Genomic DNA, 19812 nt, shown 5'->3' on the forward strand with positions numbered 1-19812 from the left:
AATACGCTATTTATATCTCAAGCGGCCTTTCCCAATATGGGTATTTAATCGCAATAATCATCTTTCATGATAACGATAAATCTTTTTTGTTTGCGCTAAAAACGATTCAATTGTCTAATCGCAACGCACCCATCATTGGTTTGAGGTGTAGACTGAGATTGCATCGGGCATTCTTATTCCCTGTCATACTGTGCTTGTTGTAACAGCACTACCTTTAAGGGTAATGACAATGAAAACTCTCGCAGCATTATACTCGAGGGCTTTTTTTAGCCTCAATAAAGTATGCGATAACGCAATAACTAACGCCAAACCTAATCAATCAAGAAGAACATCCCGCTTGTTCATGACTTGCAATGATGATTCCAGCTCAGGTAGTCCCAGAAGCTTGTAATTGAAAATGCTATACGCTCTTTGTGGCGTCATTAGATTTCAATAACAACATACTTTTATTCTGACCATTATCGCGTCAGGCATCACACTATTTCGATATTTACTGCAGCCACGCAGGGATGTTTATCATCTGTACTTTATGGCTGGCGTATTTTCGCTCAGGAAGAGATTAAACAATGAGTGATTGGACAATTAATAATGCCCGTAATGTTTACAATACACCTTACTGGGGTCAAGGTTACTTTGATATAGCGCAAGACGGTTCTGTTATCGCCCGTCCCGATGTTAATAACCCAACCAATACTATTGGGCTATCACAACTTGCTGATGAATTAATTGCGGCAGGCGCGTCATTGCCAGTGTTAGTTCGTTTTCCCGACATTCTTCATCATCGCGTTGACAGCCTCTGCGGTGTTTTTAATCAAGCCATTGAAAATTATGGCTATCAAGGTGATTACCTTGCGGTTTATCCAATCAAAGTTAACCAACAGCAAGAAGTGGTTAGCGAGATTTTAAAAAGCCAATATGCCAAACAACAACGTCAATTAGGTTTAGAAGCGGGCAGTAAGCCAGAGCTTATGGCTGTGCTTGCCATGGCACAAGAAGCAAGTTCGGTGATCGTGTGTAATGGCTACAAAGATAGAGAATACATTCGATTAGCTTTAATCGGTGAAAAGCTAGGTCACGAAGTTTATATCGTGCTAGAAAAGCTCTCTGAACTAAACATCATCTTACAAGAAGCAGCTGAGCTTGGTGTAACACCTCGCTTAGGTATTCGTGCTCGTCTTGCCTCTCAAGGTAAAGGCAAATGGCAAGCTAGCGGTGGTGAAAAATCTAAATTTGGTTTATCTGCATCACAAGTATTAACTGTTGTTGACGCTCTACGTCAACGTGACATGCTTAATTGCTTGCAGCTATTGCACTTTCATTTAGGCTCACAAATCGCCAATATCCGTGATGTACGCAATGGTGTTGGCGAAGCTGGTCGTGTTTATGCTGAACTTAAAAAATTAGGTGCTGGCATTTCTACCGTTGATGTGGGTGGCGGTTTAGCGGTTGATTATGAAGGAACACGTAGTCAAAGTAGCTGTTCAATGAACTACAGCATCAATGAATATGCAAACAATGTAGTCTATGTTTTAGGTGATATTTGTAAAGAATACAATATGCCTATGCCGCGTATTATTTCCGAATCAGGCCGTAATCTAACCGCTCATCATGCGGTTTTAATTACCGATGTAGTGGGTATTGAAAGTTACAAAGTAGAATCGATCAATCCCCCCGCTGAGGATGCTCCGCATATTTTGCATAATATGTGGCGTTCTTGGAAAGAGCTAACCGAACATACCGATCACCGTTCATTGGTTGAGCTTTATCATGATAACCAAAGTGATTTAGCTGAAGTTCACTCTCTCTTTGCCGTTGGCATGATCAGTTTTATTGATAGAGCATGGGCTGAACAAGTCAGTTTACGTTTATGTCATGAATTAGCTCAAACACTGTCAACCCAAAACCGTGCTCATCGACCACTGTTGGATGAATTACATGAACGTTTAGCAGATAAGTTTTTTGTAAACTTTTCTCTATTTCAATCATTACCAGATGCATGGGGCATTGAGCAAGTATTCCCTATTTTGCCATTAAGTAATTTGAATAAAGCCCCTGAACGCCGTGCCATTATTCTTGATATCACCTGTGATTCCGATGGCACAATTGATCAATATGTTGAAAACCAAGGCATAGAAAGCACCCTACCCGTACCAACATGGAGTGATGAACAGCCTTACCGTATCGGTTTCTTTATGGTTGGCGCATATCAAGAAATTTTAGGCGATATGCATAATTTATTTGGGGACACCGATACTGCTGTTGTGCGTTGTACTGCAGATGGTCACTATAATATTGAGAAAATAGATCGTGGCGATAATGTCGGTGATGTATTACGTTATGTACACTTAGATGCTAATGAATTCTTACGTCAATATCAGCTAATGGCAGAGCAACATCTTGCTGAAAATGAACGTGAAGCAATTCTTAAAGAACTGGCCGATGGGCTTGAAGGATATACCTATCTAGAAGATGTTCGCGCTATTTAAGACTAAAAACTTAGTCGCCCTATTTTAGAACACCCTATTACTATAAAGGTAGTAATAGGGCTTTTAGTGGGCCTTCCGCCCTATATTGTTGTTGGAGAAAACCATGGCAACACTCGCTAATTACCCAGATTATTCTTTATACGCCAACGCTTTTGGCTTTTTACGTCAACCATTAGATTTTTCGCCAATGTCCTCTGATGCTGACGTTATTATTACTGGTGTACCGTTTGATATGGCAACCACGGGTCGTTCTGGTAGTCGTATGGGACCGGGTGCAATACGTCAAATTTCAACCAACCTCGCATGGGAAGGTAAACGTTGGCCGTGGAATTTTAGCCTTTTAAAATCAATTAAAATTGCCGATTGTGGTGATTTAGTATTTGATTGTGGTGATGCTGGTCAAATGTGTGAGCGCTTAGAAGCTCACGCAAGCGGCTTATTAGAACAAGGGAAAACACTGCTTACTTTTGGTGGTGATCATTTCATTACTCTGCCGTTATTGCGTGCTCATGCTAAACACTTTGGCAAAATGGCATTAATTCACTTTGATGCCCATACCGATACTTACGATCAAGGCAGTAAATTTGATCATGGCACGATGTTCTATCATGCACCTAACGAAGGATTAATTGATCCTACACATTCGGTGCAAATTGGTATTCGTACCGAACACAGTGACAAACTAGGTTTTAATGTTATCTCAGCCGACACCGCCAACGATTGGAGTGTGGCGCAGATTGTTGAAGAGATAAAAGTAACCGTTGGTAATATGCCAGTTTACTTAACGTTCGATATTGATTGCTTAGATCCGGCTTACGCACCAGGTACAGGTACGCCTGTTTGCGGTGGAATAACATCAGATAAAGCGCTAAAAATCATTCGTAGTTTACAAGGCATTAATTTGATTGGTATGGATGTGGTTGAAGTATCACCTGCATACGATCATGCCGATATTACAGCATTAGCAGCCGCAACTATTGCCACGGACTTATTGCATCTTTGGGCGACACAGAAACAATAAATCATGCAATATGATAGTCACGTAATAGGGTAGCTACGTAATAACATAAAAAAATGCCAGTATTTTGATGATTAAAAATACTGGCGTTAATTTATAACTCGATTAAGAGTGGCTATAAAAACAAAATACTGCCCCAAATAATAGCCACCAGCACTAACGCAACAAAGACCGCAGCCGAGCCAATATCTTTTGCTCGACCACTTAATTCATGACGTTCAGGCCCAATACGATCCACTACGGCTTCAATCGCTGAGTTAATCAATTCAGCAATAACAACAATAAATAACGAGCTAATCATCATTAATCGTTCAATTTTTGTTACTGGCATAAAAAATGAAATAACAGTCATCACAACTAATAAAATACTTTCTTGTCGAAAAGCCGCTTCATTAATCCATGCCGCCTTTAAACCTTGTATCGAATATCCCGTCGCATCAATGATACGTTTTAAGCCCGTAGCACCAGGTTTCATCGTTAACTCTCTTTATTTTTTATTATAAGTAAATAACTCACTTGCGGTAAATAATACCCTTTGAGCAATGAAATAAAAGCAAAAATAGTCTTACTGCACTTTTTACTTATTATTTCGTCAAAAAGCCCTATTGCCGACACTGAGCAAATATATCTAATTTAGCATCGTAAACTTTTGTTTTAACATCCATCATCCCCAATAATGAATGGAACAAGTTATCCTGTGAAAAACCACCAGCCGTTGCTTCACGTTGTAAACATTGACGATTTATATGCTGACTGTGTTGATAAGCAGGTGACAACCATAAAATTAATGGCACCGTCGTTTGTTCTTTTGGCGCAATGGAATACGGCAACCCATGTAAATAGACCCCATCTTCACCTAATGATTCACCATGATCTGCCATATAAATCATGGCAGTATTGGCTTTACTGTCATCTTGTTTAAGTATATCAATTACACTGCTTAAAATATGATCGGTATATAAAATCGTATTATCGTAGGTATTTGTCACTTGCTGACGACTACACTCTTGCAAATTACTGGTATTACACGTTGGTTTAAATATTTTAAATTCAGGTGGATAACGGTCATCATATGTTGGGCCATGACTACCAATAATATGCAAAACAATAAATGTATCTTGTTTGGCATCATCAATTTGTGCCTGCAAATTTTTAAGTAAAACCGCATCATAACAAGTACCATCATGGCAAAGCTTAGGATCAACATCTGCATTAATAACAACATGCTTCACCCTATCGCACACCCCTTTACAACCACTATCATTGTCTTTCCAAGACACATCAATACCTGCACGTTGTAAAATATCCATGGCGGTATCTTGATGACGTGCAGTGATAGCATCGTAATTGGCTTTATTCATCACAGAAAACATACAAGGTAATGATACTGCAGTTGCCGTACCACACGATTTTACATTTAAAAAACTAATAACATTACGTTGAGATAAACCTGGGTTAGTCTCTCTAGCATACCCATTTAATGAATAATTCATTGAACGAGAAGCCTCCCCAACGACCATTACAACAACATTATGTTTATCACCTTGATGGGTATTTTGAGCATCTAATCCAATCTGAGTAAATGGCATTTTAGCTTCAATGAGCTGGTATTTAGTGTAACGGAAAGTGGCTGAAATATAATTGGTTGGATTAATCAGCGCTTTAATTTCAGAGTGGTTGCGTACTAATGACGCGTAATCTTTATAATAACCAGCGGCAATAACAACAATAACTAATAACGAAATAATAATACTTAAACTACGAGCAATTAATTCTTTTACTACAGAACGATAAATAACCTTAATTCGACATAATATAATTATAGGAAAAAGAGCAATAACAACAATCCATGCAAAACCAGCCATAGAAAAATAACTGTTCGCTTCGGCTGAGTTTGTTTCAAATACATTAACAATCATGCCATAGTCAAAATACGCCCCATAGTTGTACATGGCATATGTCGCTAAGCTTGAAAAGAAAATCATTATTACGAGTAATGGTCGTTGTATCCATGGCCATAATAATAGATTAAAAATAATGTTTAATGCTGCAATAATAAACAGTGGAATGGTCGCAATAAAAACCACATCATTAGTGCTGCTTTTTAGAAATAATTCACTTAAATGTTTCCATAAAGCAATGTTTTGTATCGCAGCAAAAAAGACAGCAACGAGTAATATATATTTGATGCTGGTTAAACGAAATTTCATTATGGAGTATTCCTAATATTTCATAACGATCACATAAACTACCAGCACATTTGTAGTGAAAAACCGCTGGTAAGCATAAAGCCAACCGTGGCTATCATTGTTCCATTTAAGAGCGATGATTATGCCTATAAAGATAACTAATAGACATGCATCTAAACAATATGGTTTGAAGCATTAATGAAAACATAGATTGATATAATAGTAGCTCATTTTTTTATATTTATGAAAACTGTTACACTAAAAGCAGTAAAGGAGAATACTGTGAATACACCTCAACCTATTGATAAACTTGCTTGGCTTCATATTGACCAACGAAAATTACTGGCTGTACGTTCATATGGAAAAGCACTCTATTATATTCCTGGCGGAAAACGTGATCCTGGTGAAACGGATGCTCAAGCATTAATACGAGAGATACAAGAAGAGCTATCGGTTGATCTCGTGCCAGAATCGCTATGTTATGCCAATAGCTTCCAAGCGCAAGCCCACGGTAAAGCACAAGGTATAATGGTTAACATGACTTGCTACTATGCTGAATATAACGGCGATCTATTACCAGCCTCTGAAATTGAAGAAATTCGATGGATCAATACTAATAATACCGACATTAGTTCAAGTGCAACATTAATGATCCTCGCATATTTGAAAGCACAAGATTTAATCGATTAATATCCGCCAAATTCCGCTATTGGTCATGATGAAATCATCTATATAAAAAACGCCAATACACTAACATGTATTGGCGTAATTTAAAGGGGTACAAGGGGAAAAGTACCCTGCTTCTACTCAATAAAGCTTGTATTCAGTAAAGCTTAGTTGCTCTATTTTAGAAAATCATTGTAAAGCATATATAAGTGCGCTGAGCTCCAAGAGAAATTATTCGCACCTTGTACGGCTCCCGTTTCTGGGTTGTAGTTTTCTTGAATTGGACGATCAAGCGTTAGACCTTCTGCATTTTTAAATAGCTTATTAACCATCTCATTCGCTTGTGCGGTATAACCATAGTTCGTCATGCCTTTAACACCAAAATAGAATTGATCAACCCACACACGGCCACGCCAATAAATATCTGCACCATACGCTGGGTTATCTTTTGCTGCTGTACCTAATGGCACTTTAGTATTAAATTTCGTGGTATCCATCATGTTTTTCACAACAGCAGCGGCAGTCATATCATCAGCCGCACCATTAAACAGTGGTGACCAACCTTCCGCCCCCATACCACGCGCAACAATCGGATTACCCGCACAACCATTATTTAATTGCGCAGCTTCAGTAGGATTTATATTAATGTCATAGTAAAAACCAGTGGTGCTATCAAACATACATTGATTAATGTAGTTTTTCGTTTCCACTGCTTTTGCAGTAAAATCAGCCGCTGCATCATTACGACCTAATGCAGTCGCAATTTGTGCTAAGAATTTATTATCGCTGTACCAGTATGATGCTTGGTCAACAGATTCTTGCATTAGTGAATAACCCACTAATTGACCACTATCATCACGGTTTTCACTAAACTTAACCTGCCAATCTTTCTTCGCTTGGTTTAATTTAGCCGTATTATCTTCATTCGTATTGGCATACGTTACTTGTTCACCATTCACAGCATAAGTATTATCAAACCCATGTTGTTTATGAGCATAACGACCAAGCTGATCAATAAGTGCAATTTCACTAAAGTCAGTTAGACCTTGAGCATCAGCAATAGTATCAATAAAACCAAATACTGCCGCATCATCTCGTCCTGATTCCCATGACGCAGCGGTTTGTGCTGGGCTATGGATATCAATATAATTAAATGATTCTAATAATTTATTATATTCAGTAATGCCTTTAGCTTGAATCCAGTTATCAGGATCAGCCGCCGTTTTATATTCATAGATTAACTGACCATCTTCGGTTGTATGTGCAGGATCAACCGCAGCACCATACTCAGGAATACCGTTATTATTGGTGTCACGTGCTGTTAACCACCAATTATGGTAATCAACCAATTTCGGATACATTTCTTCTAACCATGCTTGAGCATCATCAGCACGGTTATATTTATCTTTTAAGGTTGTATAAACTTCCCACACCGCCCATGACGCTAATGATGGTTTAGTATTACGTTCATTCCATGATTGTGAGTCATTCATTTCGGTTAAACCAAGCGCATCGCCGCGCTCTTTAGACATGTTCATACCAACCACATCGAGCAAATAACCTTTATCATAAGGACGCAATATATCGTCGGCTTTTACTTGATGCTCAAACACGGTACGAATGTTATTCATCGCTAAATCAGGATTAAAATGTGCCATCGCATACGCTTGTTTCCAGGTATCCCACGGCCATGTTAAGTTACCAGAGAACCAACGTGCAGTTACTGATGGTGTCACCGTATCGTAGCTAACAAAACCAGCAGGGCTACGCCAGTTCCCCGTTAAGGTTTCTATCGCTTTAACAGCAACGCGCTCTTGTTCTGAGGTCGCATTTTTATTAACAAGACCATTAGTTAGATAGTTTTCCCAACGGGTAGTGCTTGCGTTAATGTAATGGACTGGGTTAGACAAAATATCTTTAACAATTGGCTGTTCTTTTTGCCATTCTGCTGCGGTCAGCGTATGACTAAATACGGTATAAATAGTTTTATTAGCAACAGCACCAATATTAGCCACTGATTGGTACTCTAAACCATTAATATGGGTGTCTGCGGTGATGTTACGCTGAATATTAAACGCAGAAGATCCACTGGTACGCACCATCCATGAATCACGTTCTTTACCAAAAGCAATATCAATGTCACCGCTATCATTCGATGTCATTACACGGGTCAAATTAGGTAATTGTTCAGCAACCGTAGACTTGTATTTAGGATCAGGTTTACCATCTTTGGCATAATAACCGTCAACCAGTTTACCGTCCCACACGAGTTCTAAATTTTCACCCGTCGTATTAGTAATAATCGTTTCAACAATCGATGAGCGTGAAGATACAAACTGTAACTTCATTTCAACTTTAATACCGTCGGCTGTCATTGTTTGAATTAATGCGCCCGGAATACTATGAGCCTCCGCGCTAAAATCTACTGGCTGACCTGCTTTTAATATTGATAACTTATCAAAGTATTCGGCGACAGAGGTATTATATTCTTCAGTAATAGCTGTCGCACCAAAGCCACCTTTATTTTCAGGGTGTGCTTTTAAATCCGGTAATAAATGCCCATGCCATGCACCGTCATCATGCAGTGGTGTATACGCCATATGACCACCGACACCCACTTCAGCTAAATGTTGAGGTGTCCCAGTTCGATCAAGAATATTCTTAAATTTCAATGCTATCTGTGGTTTGTCTTTCTCTTCACTGATTGAATTTACATTATCATCAGTATTACACCCAGCAGTAAACATTAACGAACTCACAGCCGCTGCTAATAAGGTTTTTTTTGCTACCGTCGATTGTTTAATCATTTAAAATCCCCCGAGATTTAATGATGAGCTGCATCTTATAATTATTCGTACAGCTATTTTTTTATGGGCAGAATACAACCCGTACTCTGCAATTGCGGTGGATAATAAAGGTAAAAAAAACAACTAAAATTGAGGTAAATCACGTTTATTATTTTACTAAAATAGAGCACAAAAAAATGACAGAAACATTTTGTAACACTTTTTATTAAAAAAAGAGCTTATATAGGAAGGAATATCACACTATAAAAATAAGACCTAAAAGGAATAAAAAATTCAATTATTAATAAGCTTATAAAATAAGCGTGAGGCTATTATTTATCCTGAAAATCATGTGATGCTGATACAAAAAATCAGTTCAATAAAGAAGATGAATGCGATCCTCTATCCAAAAAAATAATAACACCCCCCAAAAGCACTTTATGTAACTTTTGTAACCATTTTTAGTAAATAACGTAACAGTTAAACAATCATTTTTTTAATGAAAATGTGAAGTTCATCACTGGCAAAAATGATCACCAACGTACAACTATTACGTTTATTTTATATATTAGTTATCTCTGTGACCGTTTTTATTGAAATACATGCTATATAAAAAATAAAAGCCGAGTATTTTACTAATACTCGGCTTTAAGATAAAAACATAATGATGTCTATCTATTTAGTAAATTTCATTGATATCAACATCATAAATTACGACGTTTGTTTAGTTCTTCAATTACTGACTTCGGTGCTACTTTTGCTAGCTCCACGATACATGCATTCGCTTTTTCATTACCATGTCTAATATAAATATCACACAAAGCATACAGTTGTTCTGGTGCACCAGAAATCAAATAGGCTTTTTCAAATGATGCGATCGCTACAGTTACATCAATATCTTGATGTAACACACCATTAAGATACCAATAATAGCTATTATTATTCGCCAACGAAGTGGCTATTGTCATTGATTCAGCCGCTGATTTTTTTTGCTTTAAACGCACTTGAGTCAATGCTTTTGCATAATATAGACTCGCATCTTTTGATAATTGCTTAGTGGCTTTATTTAAAACAACCAAAGCCTCTTCATCTTGATCTTGAGCACGATAATTATCAGATAAATTCAGCCAAATTTGGCTATTTTGCGGGTCACGTATGACTAATTGTTGATAAATAACGTCTGCTTTTTTCCAGTCACCATGCCAACGATAGGCATCAGCCATTAACAACTGCTGCTCCGGTTGATGCTGCAAATACGCGACAAGATTCTGATATGGCGCTTCCATTTTATGTTTCTGATCGGTACTCATCGCCGAGTAATTACGTAACAAATTTACCGTAGCAGCCCGACGAACACTTAACTCTGGATCATTTAAAAGTGGTGCAAGCAGACGCCACCGATGTTCAAATTTATATAAGTTTGCCCCTGTAATTGCGGCTTGACGAAGAACAGGGCTCGGTTCTTTCAAAGCACGAGCAACAGCAACTAAACTGTTTTGATTAGGATATTGAGCTAATTGGCGCAGTGCTTCAGCGCGTTTTTCAATCGTTTCATTTTTATTTTGAGCAATATATGCAAGTTGTTGTTCTATTGGCATATTCTGAACTTGATTTGCAGCTGTCGCATCGATGGCAGCATAGGACGGAATAGAAAAGCTCAACACTCCCATTAATCCTATCACTGCATATTTTTTTATCGTATTAGTCACTGATAACACTCCATACTATAACCGTCTTGATCTACCGCTATTAAGCAGAGAAAAATATTAAAATTTAGTATGATAAACAGCCGCACGTTGTGCTTGTAATCGCTTGGCATCACTGTATTTACCTTGCTGCACCGAATGTCCTAACATATTCAATATATAAGCAATTGATTTATCTGCATGAGCAAAGAATTTTTGCCAACCCGCACATAAATAATTTAACCCCGGCTCACCGTCTTTGGTCTTTATGAATCGATTTTTAGGACACTCACCATGACAAGCAAACTTATACTCACACTGTTGGCACTGTGTTGTCAGCGTTTTCGCTTTTGCAAACCCAAATTGTTGTTGCTTACGGCTATAAGCCAATTCATCTAATTTCTGATGGTGAATATTGCCAATTTTATATTCAGGATAAACGTAGTGATCACAAGAGAACACATCACCATTGTGTTCCATTGCCAAACCTTTGCCACAAATTTCACCTAGCGTACACAATGGGTTTTTTCTCCCCATCCATGTCTCCACACTGGCCTCAAAATATTGAACAAACACTTTACCTACATCGTTCTTCGTCCATTCATCAAACACAGCAATTAAAAAATCACCCCATGCTTGATCTGACACGCACCAAGGTTCCATTATTGATTGCTTATTACCGGGTATTAAACGTTTATCACCTTGACACAATTGAGCACTAGTCTGTTCCGTTTGAGGCGCAACAGTTCGAAAACTTTTTTGTTCAACAATTGGAATAAACTGCATTTGAGGTGATTTAACCACATCGCGTAAGAAACGGTACACGTCAAGAGGGTTGCGGCTCGTGAGATTATTAACACACGTTAATGTGGCAAATTTCACACCATATTGATGCAATAAATCTACCGCTTTCATCACTTGCTTAAATGTGCCACGACCAGCTTTATTGGTACGATACGCATTATGTAATAACTCAGGACCATCAATACTCAGTCCGACCAAGAAATTATTTTCCACCAAAAACTCACACCATTGTGGGGTTAATAATGTGCCATTGGTTTGAAGGTCATTGGAAATAATAACGCCTTCAGGTTGATATTTTTGCTGTAATACCACAATCTTTTTAAAATAATCCAAACCTAGCAATGTCGGCTCACCACCTTGCCATGAAAAAATAATTTCAGGGGTGTTTTGACCTTCAATATATTGCTGAATATAGGTTTCTAGCGTGGCATCATCCATTTGTGGAGAACACCCTTTTTTGTAGTCAAGTAAGTCTTCTTTGCTCAGATAATAACAGTAAGTACAATCAATATTACACACAGCCCCAATGGGTTTGGCCATAACATGTAATCGCTTCGAGGCTTTACCTTTGTACTGAGGACCTTGAGTAATAATCATTCTAATTCCTATTTTATAACAAATTTAATAATACAAACTCGTCTAATATTTTTATCAATTTAAATAACAAAACAAGTTCTAACATCATAATAAACAAAAAGAACATACAAATTAGTTATATGTATTATTCCAATTTAGAAAGTTCTTTCACTGTATGATAAATGGTCAATCATTACTGTTGAGAACATCATGTTTAGCACTTCTTTTTTGCCCACTATCAAAATATCATTAATGACAATGTTACTAAGCTCACAGCTAATAGGTTGTGCTGAAGCGCCACCGCACCCAATTGCTCAAGCGATAGATCACAATATGGTTTATGTCAGTGGCGGTAGCTTTTTAATGGGATCAGATTCAAACCAAGCTAAAAAATCAGAAAAGCCGACGCATGCTATTACTCTCAATGATTTCTATATTGCTAAGTTTGAAGTCACCCAACAATTATTTGAATCGATCATGGGGTCGTCTTTAAGCTATTTCCAATCCCCCAATATTCCGGTGAACAATTTAAGTTGGCAACAAGCTAATTATTTCATTAAAAAACTCAACCAAATCACAGGTGAAACATACCGATTACCAACGGAAGCTGAATGGGAATATGCCGCGCGAGGGGGTCAATTAAGCCGAGGTTATATTTACAGTGGATCTAATAATATTGAAGATGTAGCGTGGTATTCAATAAATGCAAAAAATAAGGCTCATCAAGTTGGAATGAAACAGCCCAATGAACTAGGGTTATACGACATGACAGGCAATGTCGGAGAATTTGTAAGTGATGCTTATGATGATAATTTTTATCGTTATTCTCCACAAACTAACCCAACAAATTCGCGTCAAGAAGCCAGTGGGTTAGCCCATAAATCAGTCCGTGGTAGTAGTTTTTCTTATGACGCTAAAGAATCTCAAAACTACCGGCGTGATTTTGCTAGCCAATCTATTATCATGTCAGATATAGGGCTGCGCTTAGTAAAAGACGTAAAAAAATAATGATAAATAACACAGCAGCATTATTCAGTTAATGCTGCTTTTTTTATTTGTTGTCTTAACCATCGATGACCACTATCAGCAGTACGACTTGGATGCCAAATCGTACATAAATCATGTTGTTGACCATCAAACGGTAAATCAAGCGCTTTCAATTTATAATACGCACCTAAATCATCAATCGCAGATTGTGGCAACATACCAATCATATCTGTTGAGCCAATAATAGGCATCATTTCAAATGCACCAGCCGCTCTTATAACAATATTTCTTGCCTCAAGTTCACCAATATCATCCGCATTCAACAAACTACTACGACTATGCCACCGTGAGGCTGCAACATGCTCTTCACTTAAAAATTCAGCTAATGAAATAGAATCACCAATACGAGGATGATTTTCACGACAAACAACCCGTAACCTTTCGGTATAAATAACTTCAGACTTTAAAACTGTACGTCCACGAAGGGCTAAATCAATGACTAAGTCATAGCGCTGTAAGCGTAAATCAGATTCAAGATCTTCAGTAAATTGAGGATGAACTTCTAACGCAATATTAGGCGCACATAACCGAATTTGTTGCATTAACTTAGGTATTAATGAATAACTCACGGTCGACACAACCGCGATAGAGAAAATACGATTCGATATTTTAGGATCAAATTCTCTCGATGCAGACAAAGTCGATGTGAAATTTTTTAATGCAGTCGACATTGCAGGGTAAATATCGGTAGCAAAGACTGTCGGTTCTACGCCTGTGGTATTACGATGAAATAAAGGATCATTATAAATTTCACGTAACCTTTTAAGTGCTTTACTGACCGCGGGTTGGCTAACATTCATTCGTGATGCGGCTTTAGATAGATTCTTCTCTTCATAAATAGCCACAAAAATAGGTATAAGGTTAAGCTCTGTACTTTTCATAAGGATTGATATTACTAATCTAATTAATATTACTGTATAACGCAGCCAAGAAGAGACAACAGCTCCATCTCATTTCTGTGTTAATGCTCTTTATTTTTCTTATATTTTGTACGTTGTTTGTTCAAATGAGGAAAAACAGGCTTGGGCTTACACTTCGCACGGATAGCATTCAAACCTCGCCCTGATTGAGTAATCTGTTGCCATAAAAACAGTGATAACTTTTTTGTAATACCGTTCGATTGAAACTGAGTTGCATCTTGTTGCCAATCGACAGTGTCACAGTATTGCTTTAATTGTAACTGATCGTTATGACGTCTTAATGCACGGTAAAGTAACACTCTCACTTGGCCCCACCGTTGATGCTTTATTGCTTTTGCATAGATAAACCAAGCCGGTAACGGGTGTGTTTTATAATAGGCGACAGTTTTAAACGCTATCATCACTATCGCCACAATAGCTGTTACTAATGTGACCAACCAATGCCAATATTGATGCAACCATGAATTGACTGTATGAGATACATGAAAAGATTGCCCTTCAAACTTAATAGTTTTTAAAGTTTGAGTCTCAGTATCCCACCACGTTAAATGAGTAGCAGGAAAGCTTACTTGCCCCCCATTTTGAAGTACATAAACAGTCGATTCTTTTCGTTCAGAAAAATAATCACCACGGGTTTGTGAATCACTTAATTGATTGGGTTGAGGATATATTTGATAATCCGCAGTCGCTATTGGTTGAATCAGTTTTGGAATCAGCATTGCTAAGGTATTTGACCCTTTTACAATCAAGGTACGCGTGATCGCATCTCCTGCTTTTAATTCAGGGTTAGATTGACTCCATTGCTGCTCAACCGAGAAATCTCGCCCTGAAACCCATACCGATTGATCACTTAATAATCCTGATGGAATAATAGCAGAGAACGCCTGTGGTTCGGTATATAAAACCCCTGTGGCATTGGTTGAATTAGGACGTGACACTTGTACCGTTACAGCCGTTGAGGGCACCACAAAATGTCCCTCAACTTGAGGATATAATGTTATTTCCCAACGTTGATGGGTCCAGGTAATCCCCTCTTTTTTTTCGGTAAAATTCATCGCTAATTGATTGCGCTGTTTAGCCACCACATTGGGTATTTCAATCGGTGCGATTCGCGTTCCACCAGTAAACCATCGCGGTGTAATCACTTCGATATAGAGAATAATCTGTTGATTAACGGCATAGGTTGGCGTCTTACTGTCTTTTGTTTTGTGAATATTCTCTGTATCACTTAACCATGTTTTTATTGTCACTTGATCTGATTTATCAAGCATATTGGCTGTGCTTGCTTGTGCATTAACACTTATCGACAGCAATGTAAGCATAACCAAAATATAGACAACGTAGCGCTGAAAATAATGGGGAGCATTATAGGGGGGCATTATTTAATCTCCTCATTAGGCACATCTTTTATATCCACTGATTGCGAACGAAGCTGCAATTGAAATTTAGCACGTAAAAAATACTTAGGATCAGCTTCTACGCGACGTAACCATTTATCAGCCAGTGCTTGACTACCTAATATTTCGTTCGCATTAAGCGTCTCTTTTGCCATCATTGCAGCATCCACTTTTTCATCAGCGCCATCCCCTGTTTTAGGCTTATCATCACCTAATTCAAACGACTCTTCAGGACCATCAGTGCTGCCTTTTTGGCTTTCACTGATACGATTTACTTCATCAACGATGCCTTGCATAATGGCTAAATTGTTCTCGACCTGTGCTTTTAATTCCGTTTCAAGTTCACCGCTATCAAGCAATAACTGATAAAGATCACGCGCAGCAACATATTCTCTTTGCCTTGCGAGGGCATTCGCAGCATTAAAAAGACTTTGGGGTGTTTTTACTTGTAAAAAAGTACTGTGAGATAATTTATATTCACCCGCATAATAATAAGCGATGCCTTTTTTAAGAGGATCTTGATAACGCTTTGCTGCGGTTAAATAATCAAATTGATTAAAATACCATTGCCCTTGTTGATCCGGCGTCAACCAAATATTCATCCACCAATGTACTGTTTTATCCCACATCGTCACATCGGCTATCGGCTCATTTGTAACCGCTTTTAGGCTTACGGTTTCCGCATAAGTGATCGTTGAATAAAAACTTGGAAACACAATAGCGGCTACTAAACACCACTTGACTAACCACCCTTTTCTAAACCATAACAACATCAATAACATCACGGGAAACAGCAAAAAATACCCCATGTCTTTCCATGGCATTGCAGATTCATTATTTAACTGCATATGGCGTTCAATATTACGGTTAAGTGCCTTGATATCACTATCATCAATGGTCACTTCCACTACGCTCCCTTGCGTGTTTTTTGCGAGGGACTTAAGTGATGCCAAATCAAGAGGTTCATTACTGACGCGGTCTTTATTGCCCGCCGCTAACACCAATAATTGATGAGGACTGACGGCAAAATAATCTTTAAACGCTTCAATTGTTACCGAATTAACGGCGTCAGTAATGAGCAATACCGTACCTACATTTTCAGTACTTAGTTGCGGTTCAATTAACGCTAGCGCTGTTTCGGCGCTCTTGCCTTTTACTGGCATAATATCAGGCTGAATCGCCGCTAAAAAAGGCGCAAAAACAGCATCATCTTTGGTTAATGGCATCGCTAAATGCGCTGAACCTGCAAAAACGACTAATCCAGTTTTCCCCCCCTGACGTAATGCAATTAAATCTCGAATCTTTTGTTTCGCACGTTCTAAGCGATTAGGGGCAAGATCTTTTTGTAACATAGATTCACTGTTATCAAGCACAATCAATAAAGCGGCTTTATCTTCCCCAAAAGGTGAAGCTTCACGTTCCCATGTTGGACCCGCACACACAATAATGGCCACCAGCATGGATACACTTAACAACTTCAGCGGTAATTGTTTTTTCCAACCACTATCACCAATGGTTAAAACTTGACGCAAATGTTGCGGTAGTTGTTGCTGCCATTCATTGTTTGAATCTTGTTTCCAGCGTAAATAAATCACAATGGACAAAGGAACCAAGAGCAATAACCACCATGGGCGAATAAAATGAAAATTATCGACAATTTGTTGCCACATCAGGGAATTAAACATGTTTTTCTCCTGAGTGTAGCGTGGTTTTATTTAACGATGGTGTCAACTGTCGCCTCATCGTTGCAACCCCAAATCCAAACAGATACATCACCACAATTAACATAATTGGATATTGATGAACCGACTTTTTAGGTCGATATGTGGTGCTTTCATATAACTGTGGCTCTAATTTACCAATTGCCGCATAAGCTTGTTCTAACTCATTTCGATTAATGGCTTGAAATGCTTGCCCTCCAGATACTTCCGCAACCCGATTGATCACATCCATATCTAATGCTTTCTCACCAACTGTTGTAGGATCCCCCATCGCAATCATATGAATACGAACATTTTTAGCCGCAGCAACTTTAGCGGCATCAATCGGCTCAACATAGCTACCAGTATCATTACCATCAGTTAATACAATCGCGACTTTCTCTCGGGGTTTCTCATTTTGGTGTTGGGAGTCAGTTGAAGTAGAAAGTTCAGCAGATGCACTTTGTTCAAACACTTTAATCGCGAGCCCGATTGCATCACCCAAATGGGTACTTTGACCAGCCATTGCCACATCAGTTTGATTTAAGAGTGCTAACCATGCTTTTTGATCGGCTGTAAACGGTGTTTGTACAAATGCTGCGTCACCAAATAAAATCAGCCCTAAGCGATCTCCTTGACGCGTTGTTGCAAAATCAGCTAATACTTCTTTCGCTGCATCTAAGCGCGATATTTTTTGAATACCGCCATTATCAGATGCTGTTTTTGAGACAAAATCTCGCTCAGCCATTGAACCGGATAAGTCTACAACCACCATCACATCTCGCCCTAGACTTTCTCGTGTTTGTGGTGGCCCTAAAATAGTCGGCTTAGTTAATGCAAAAATTAATAAGCACCATGAAATAATAAGCAAGGCTTTTTGCCAATAACTGGCTCTTAACTGACCTGCCCCCTCAGACGGTACTTCATCTAACGCTTGGACTAGCACATCAAAAAAAGGCACTTTTATCGCTGATTGACGGGTGCGATAAGCGGGAATAAACCAATAAATAATAATCGGTAATGGTAATAGCCATAACCAATATGGATTCACTAACTCCAATTGACTAAACAACATTTTGGCCTCCATTTTTCTTTAAATGAAGTTCACCATGTTCGACTAACCATTGCTGGCATAATGTCATTAGTGCTGATAATTCTTGCTTGGATAATAGACACTGTTTTTGCACCAAAGATCGCATCCACTTCTGGCCAAGTGCATCATTAAAGACTGCATTTTGTGGTGAGCGATAATCATCTAAATCAGTAAGGAATTTTTCACCAAAGGCATTGGCTTTTTGAGGATTAAGATAAACTAATACCGCCTTCATCACTTCAAATACATCTAAAGGCAATGATAATGGCATACTGGTGCTATTTATTGAGGCTTGCATGACGCTCATCAGAGCCATTGCTTCTCGGCGGTAACGGTTATTCCACCACAACCTAATCGATTGAATAACATAATATAAAGCAACAACAATCAAAATAGCCGCAACAATTTTCCAGCCAATAGTTTGAGGAAACCAGCTCACATGATCAGGTATTGTCACCTCACTCATATTTCTTAACATGTAATTACTAGGTGGCGCATGAATGCTCATTATCGGCCTCCAATTGCACGTTTAAATTGTTCAAGATGATGACCCGACGTATCTGCTTCAATCAATGGCAGCCCTTTTGTCGCCATCAGTTGAATTAATTGCTCTTTCTTTAAATCTTGATGTTTACCTAAGCCTTTATTGGCTAAGTCAAACCGCTTAGCATCACTTAAATTAAGTTGATACGATCCATCCCCCACCACCCAATGGCTGTATTGCGGTGGAAACTGAGATTCAAAAGGATCAGAAATTAATACCCCTAATACATCATTATGTTTTTGTAGATGTTTCAGATGGGTAATTTCATCAACCGTGGCTCCATGCCAATCACTTAAAATAATGATGGTGGCTTCTTTGAGTTTCAAACGACCTAATAACGTAACAAATTGAGTAAATCCAACCTCATAGTTATCATTACTGCTGACATCAAGCGATTGATTCACATCAGACAATAGCTGTAATCGATGCAGCAGATCAGCTTGAGATCGCTTTGGCTTTAACCAATGTATTTGATGAGGGGTATTAATAATAAAACCAACGCGATCGCTGTCTTTAAGAATACGCCATGCGGTCAATGCCGCTAATTCTGCGGCAACCACAGATTTCATGGTATCAATGGATGAAAAGAACATACTACTGCGTTGATCGACACAAATAATAAAATTACGATCTTTCTCTTCGGTATATGAGCGAACATGGGGTTTTCCCGTTCGCAGCGTCACCTTCCAATCAAGATTACGAATGTCATCCCCTAATTGGTAATGTCGTAACTCTTCAAAATTTAACCCCCGTCCTCGAAAAATAGACGAATGGCGACCCGACAACGCTGTACCTGCTTTTAAATTGGGTAATAAACTGAAAAATCCCGCTTGAGATTGTAATTTAATTAGTTGGCTATATTCACAATGAATACGGCTATCTGTGCTTTTTTTACTCATAA

Annotated in this window: 15 protein-coding genes; 4 read left to right on the forward strand and 11 right to left on the reverse strand. The window is 38.5% G+C overall.

Going from position 1 to position 19812, the window contains the following annotated elements; genetic code table 11:
• Positions 1 to 566 precede the first annotated feature (566 nt).
• Complete coding sequence (gene speA, locus C9I86_RS13610) at positions 567 to 2486, forward strand: biosynthetic arginine decarboxylase (RefSeq protein WP_107276661.1); 1920 nt, start codon at positions 567 to 569, stop codon at positions 2484 to 2486.
• Positions 2487 to 2589: 103 nt separating this feature from the next.
• Positions 2590 to 3507, forward strand: a complete 918-nt coding sequence (speB, locus tag C9I86_RS13615; protein ID WP_080156413.1) for an agmatinase — start codon at positions 2590 to 2592, stop codon at positions 3505 to 3507.
• A gap of 112 nt (positions 3508 to 3619) precedes the next feature.
• Here speB and C9I86_RS13620 read toward each other — a convergent pair whose 3' ends face one another.
• The gene (locus tag C9I86_RS13620; RefSeq protein WP_080156414.1) at positions 3620 to 3979 is read right to left on the reverse strand and encodes a diacylglycerol kinase; all 360 of its coding nucleotides are present in this window, start codon (positions 3977 to 3979) and stop codon (positions 3620 to 3622) included.
• Positions 3980 to 4106: 127 nt separating this feature from the next.
• On the reverse strand, positions 4107 to 5714 hold the full coding sequence (eptA, locus tag C9I86_RS13625; RefSeq protein ID WP_107276662.1) for a phosphoethanolamine transferase EptA: 1608 nt from the start codon (positions 5712 to 5714) through the stop codon (positions 4107 to 4109).
• Positions 5715 to 5975: 261 nt separating this feature from the next.
• Here eptA and C9I86_RS13630 point away from each other — a divergent pair, with 261 nt between their 5' ends.
• Positions 5976 to 6383 carry an NUDIX domain-containing protein gene (locus C9I86_RS13630; RefSeq protein ID WP_235865809.1) on the forward strand — a complete coding sequence of 136 codons (408 nt, stop codon included), beginning with the start codon at positions 5976 to 5978 and terminating at the stop codon, positions 6381 to 6383.
• Positions 6384 to 6535: 152 nt separating this feature from the next.
• On the opposite strand, the gene ygjK is transcribed toward C9I86_RS13630, so the two are convergent.
• The 3 genes from ygjK to C9I86_RS13645 form a co-directional block, all read right to left on the reverse strand.
• Positions 6536 to 9166, reverse strand: coding sequence for an alpha-glucosidase (gene ygjK, locus C9I86_RS13635; RefSeq protein WP_107276663.1), 2631 nt, complete (start codon positions 9164 to 9166; stop codon positions 6536 to 6538).
• A gap of 683 nt (positions 9167 to 9849) precedes the next feature.
• A complete protein-coding gene (locus tag C9I86_RS13640; RefSeq protein ID WP_241956897.1) occupies positions 9850 to 10854 on the reverse strand; it encodes a tetratricopeptide repeat protein in 1005 nt (334 codons plus the stop codon).
• A 57-nt stretch (positions 10855 to 10911) separates the two neighbouring features.
• Positions 10912 to 12231: an anaerobic sulfatase maturase gene (locus C9I86_RS13645; RefSeq protein WP_107276664.1), complete on the reverse strand. Its 1320-nt coding sequence runs from the start codon at positions 12229 to 12231 to the stop codon at positions 10912 to 10914.
• A 189-nt stretch (positions 12232 to 12420) separates the two neighbouring features.
• On the opposite strand from C9I86_RS13645, the gene C9I86_RS13650 reads away from it, so the two are divergent.
• Entirely contained in the window at positions 12421 to 13218 is a 798-nt protein-coding gene (locus tag C9I86_RS13650) for an SUMF1/EgtB/PvdO family nonheme iron enzyme (RefSeq protein WP_107276665.1), read from the forward strand.
• Between the two features lie 20 nt (positions 13219 to 13238).
• Here C9I86_RS13650 and C9I86_RS13655 read toward each other — a convergent pair whose 3' ends face one another.
• From C9I86_RS13655 to C9I86_RS13680, 6 genes are all read right to left on the reverse strand, one after another.
• Positions 13239 to 14138, reverse strand: a complete 900-nt coding sequence (locus C9I86_RS13655; RefSeq protein WP_080156420.1) for a LysR family transcriptional regulator — start codon at positions 14136 to 14138, stop codon at positions 13239 to 13241.
• Positions 14139 to 14218: 80 nt separating this feature from the next.
• The gene (locus C9I86_RS13660) at positions 14219 to 15556 is read right to left on the reverse strand and encodes a BatD family protein (RefSeq protein ID WP_107276667.1); all 1338 of its coding nucleotides are present in this window, start codon (positions 15554 to 15556) and stop codon (positions 14219 to 14221) included.
• A complete protein-coding gene (locus C9I86_RS13665; RefSeq protein ID WP_080156422.1) occupies positions 15556 to 17259 on the reverse strand; it encodes a VWA domain-containing protein in 1704 nt (567 codons plus the stop codon). The genes C9I86_RS13660 and C9I86_RS13665 overlap by 1 nt, the downstream gene beginning before the upstream one ends.
• A complete protein-coding gene (locus tag C9I86_RS13670) occupies positions 17252 to 18349 on the reverse strand; it encodes a VWA domain-containing protein (protein ID WP_107276668.1) in 1098 nt (365 codons plus the stop codon). The genes C9I86_RS13665 and C9I86_RS13670 overlap by 8 nt, the downstream gene beginning before the upstream one ends.
• On the reverse strand, positions 18339 to 18875 hold the full coding sequence (locus C9I86_RS13675; RefSeq protein WP_107276669.1) for a DUF4381 domain-containing protein: 537 nt from the start codon (positions 18873 to 18875) through the stop codon (positions 18339 to 18341). The genes C9I86_RS13670 and C9I86_RS13675 overlap by 11 nt, the downstream gene beginning before the upstream one ends.
• Positions 18875 to 19810, reverse strand: a complete 936-nt coding sequence (locus C9I86_RS13680; protein ID WP_107276670.1) for a DUF58 domain-containing protein — start codon at positions 19808 to 19810, stop codon at positions 18875 to 18877. The genes C9I86_RS13675 and C9I86_RS13680 overlap by 1 nt, the downstream gene beginning before the upstream one ends.
• Between the last annotated feature and the right edge of the window lie 2 nt (positions 19811 to 19812).

The organism is Photobacterium sp. NCIMB 13483 (genome assembly GCF_003025475.1).
Taxonomy (GTDB): Bacteria; Pseudomonadota; Gammaproteobacteria; order Enterobacterales; family Vibrionaceae; genus Photobacterium; species Photobacterium piscicola.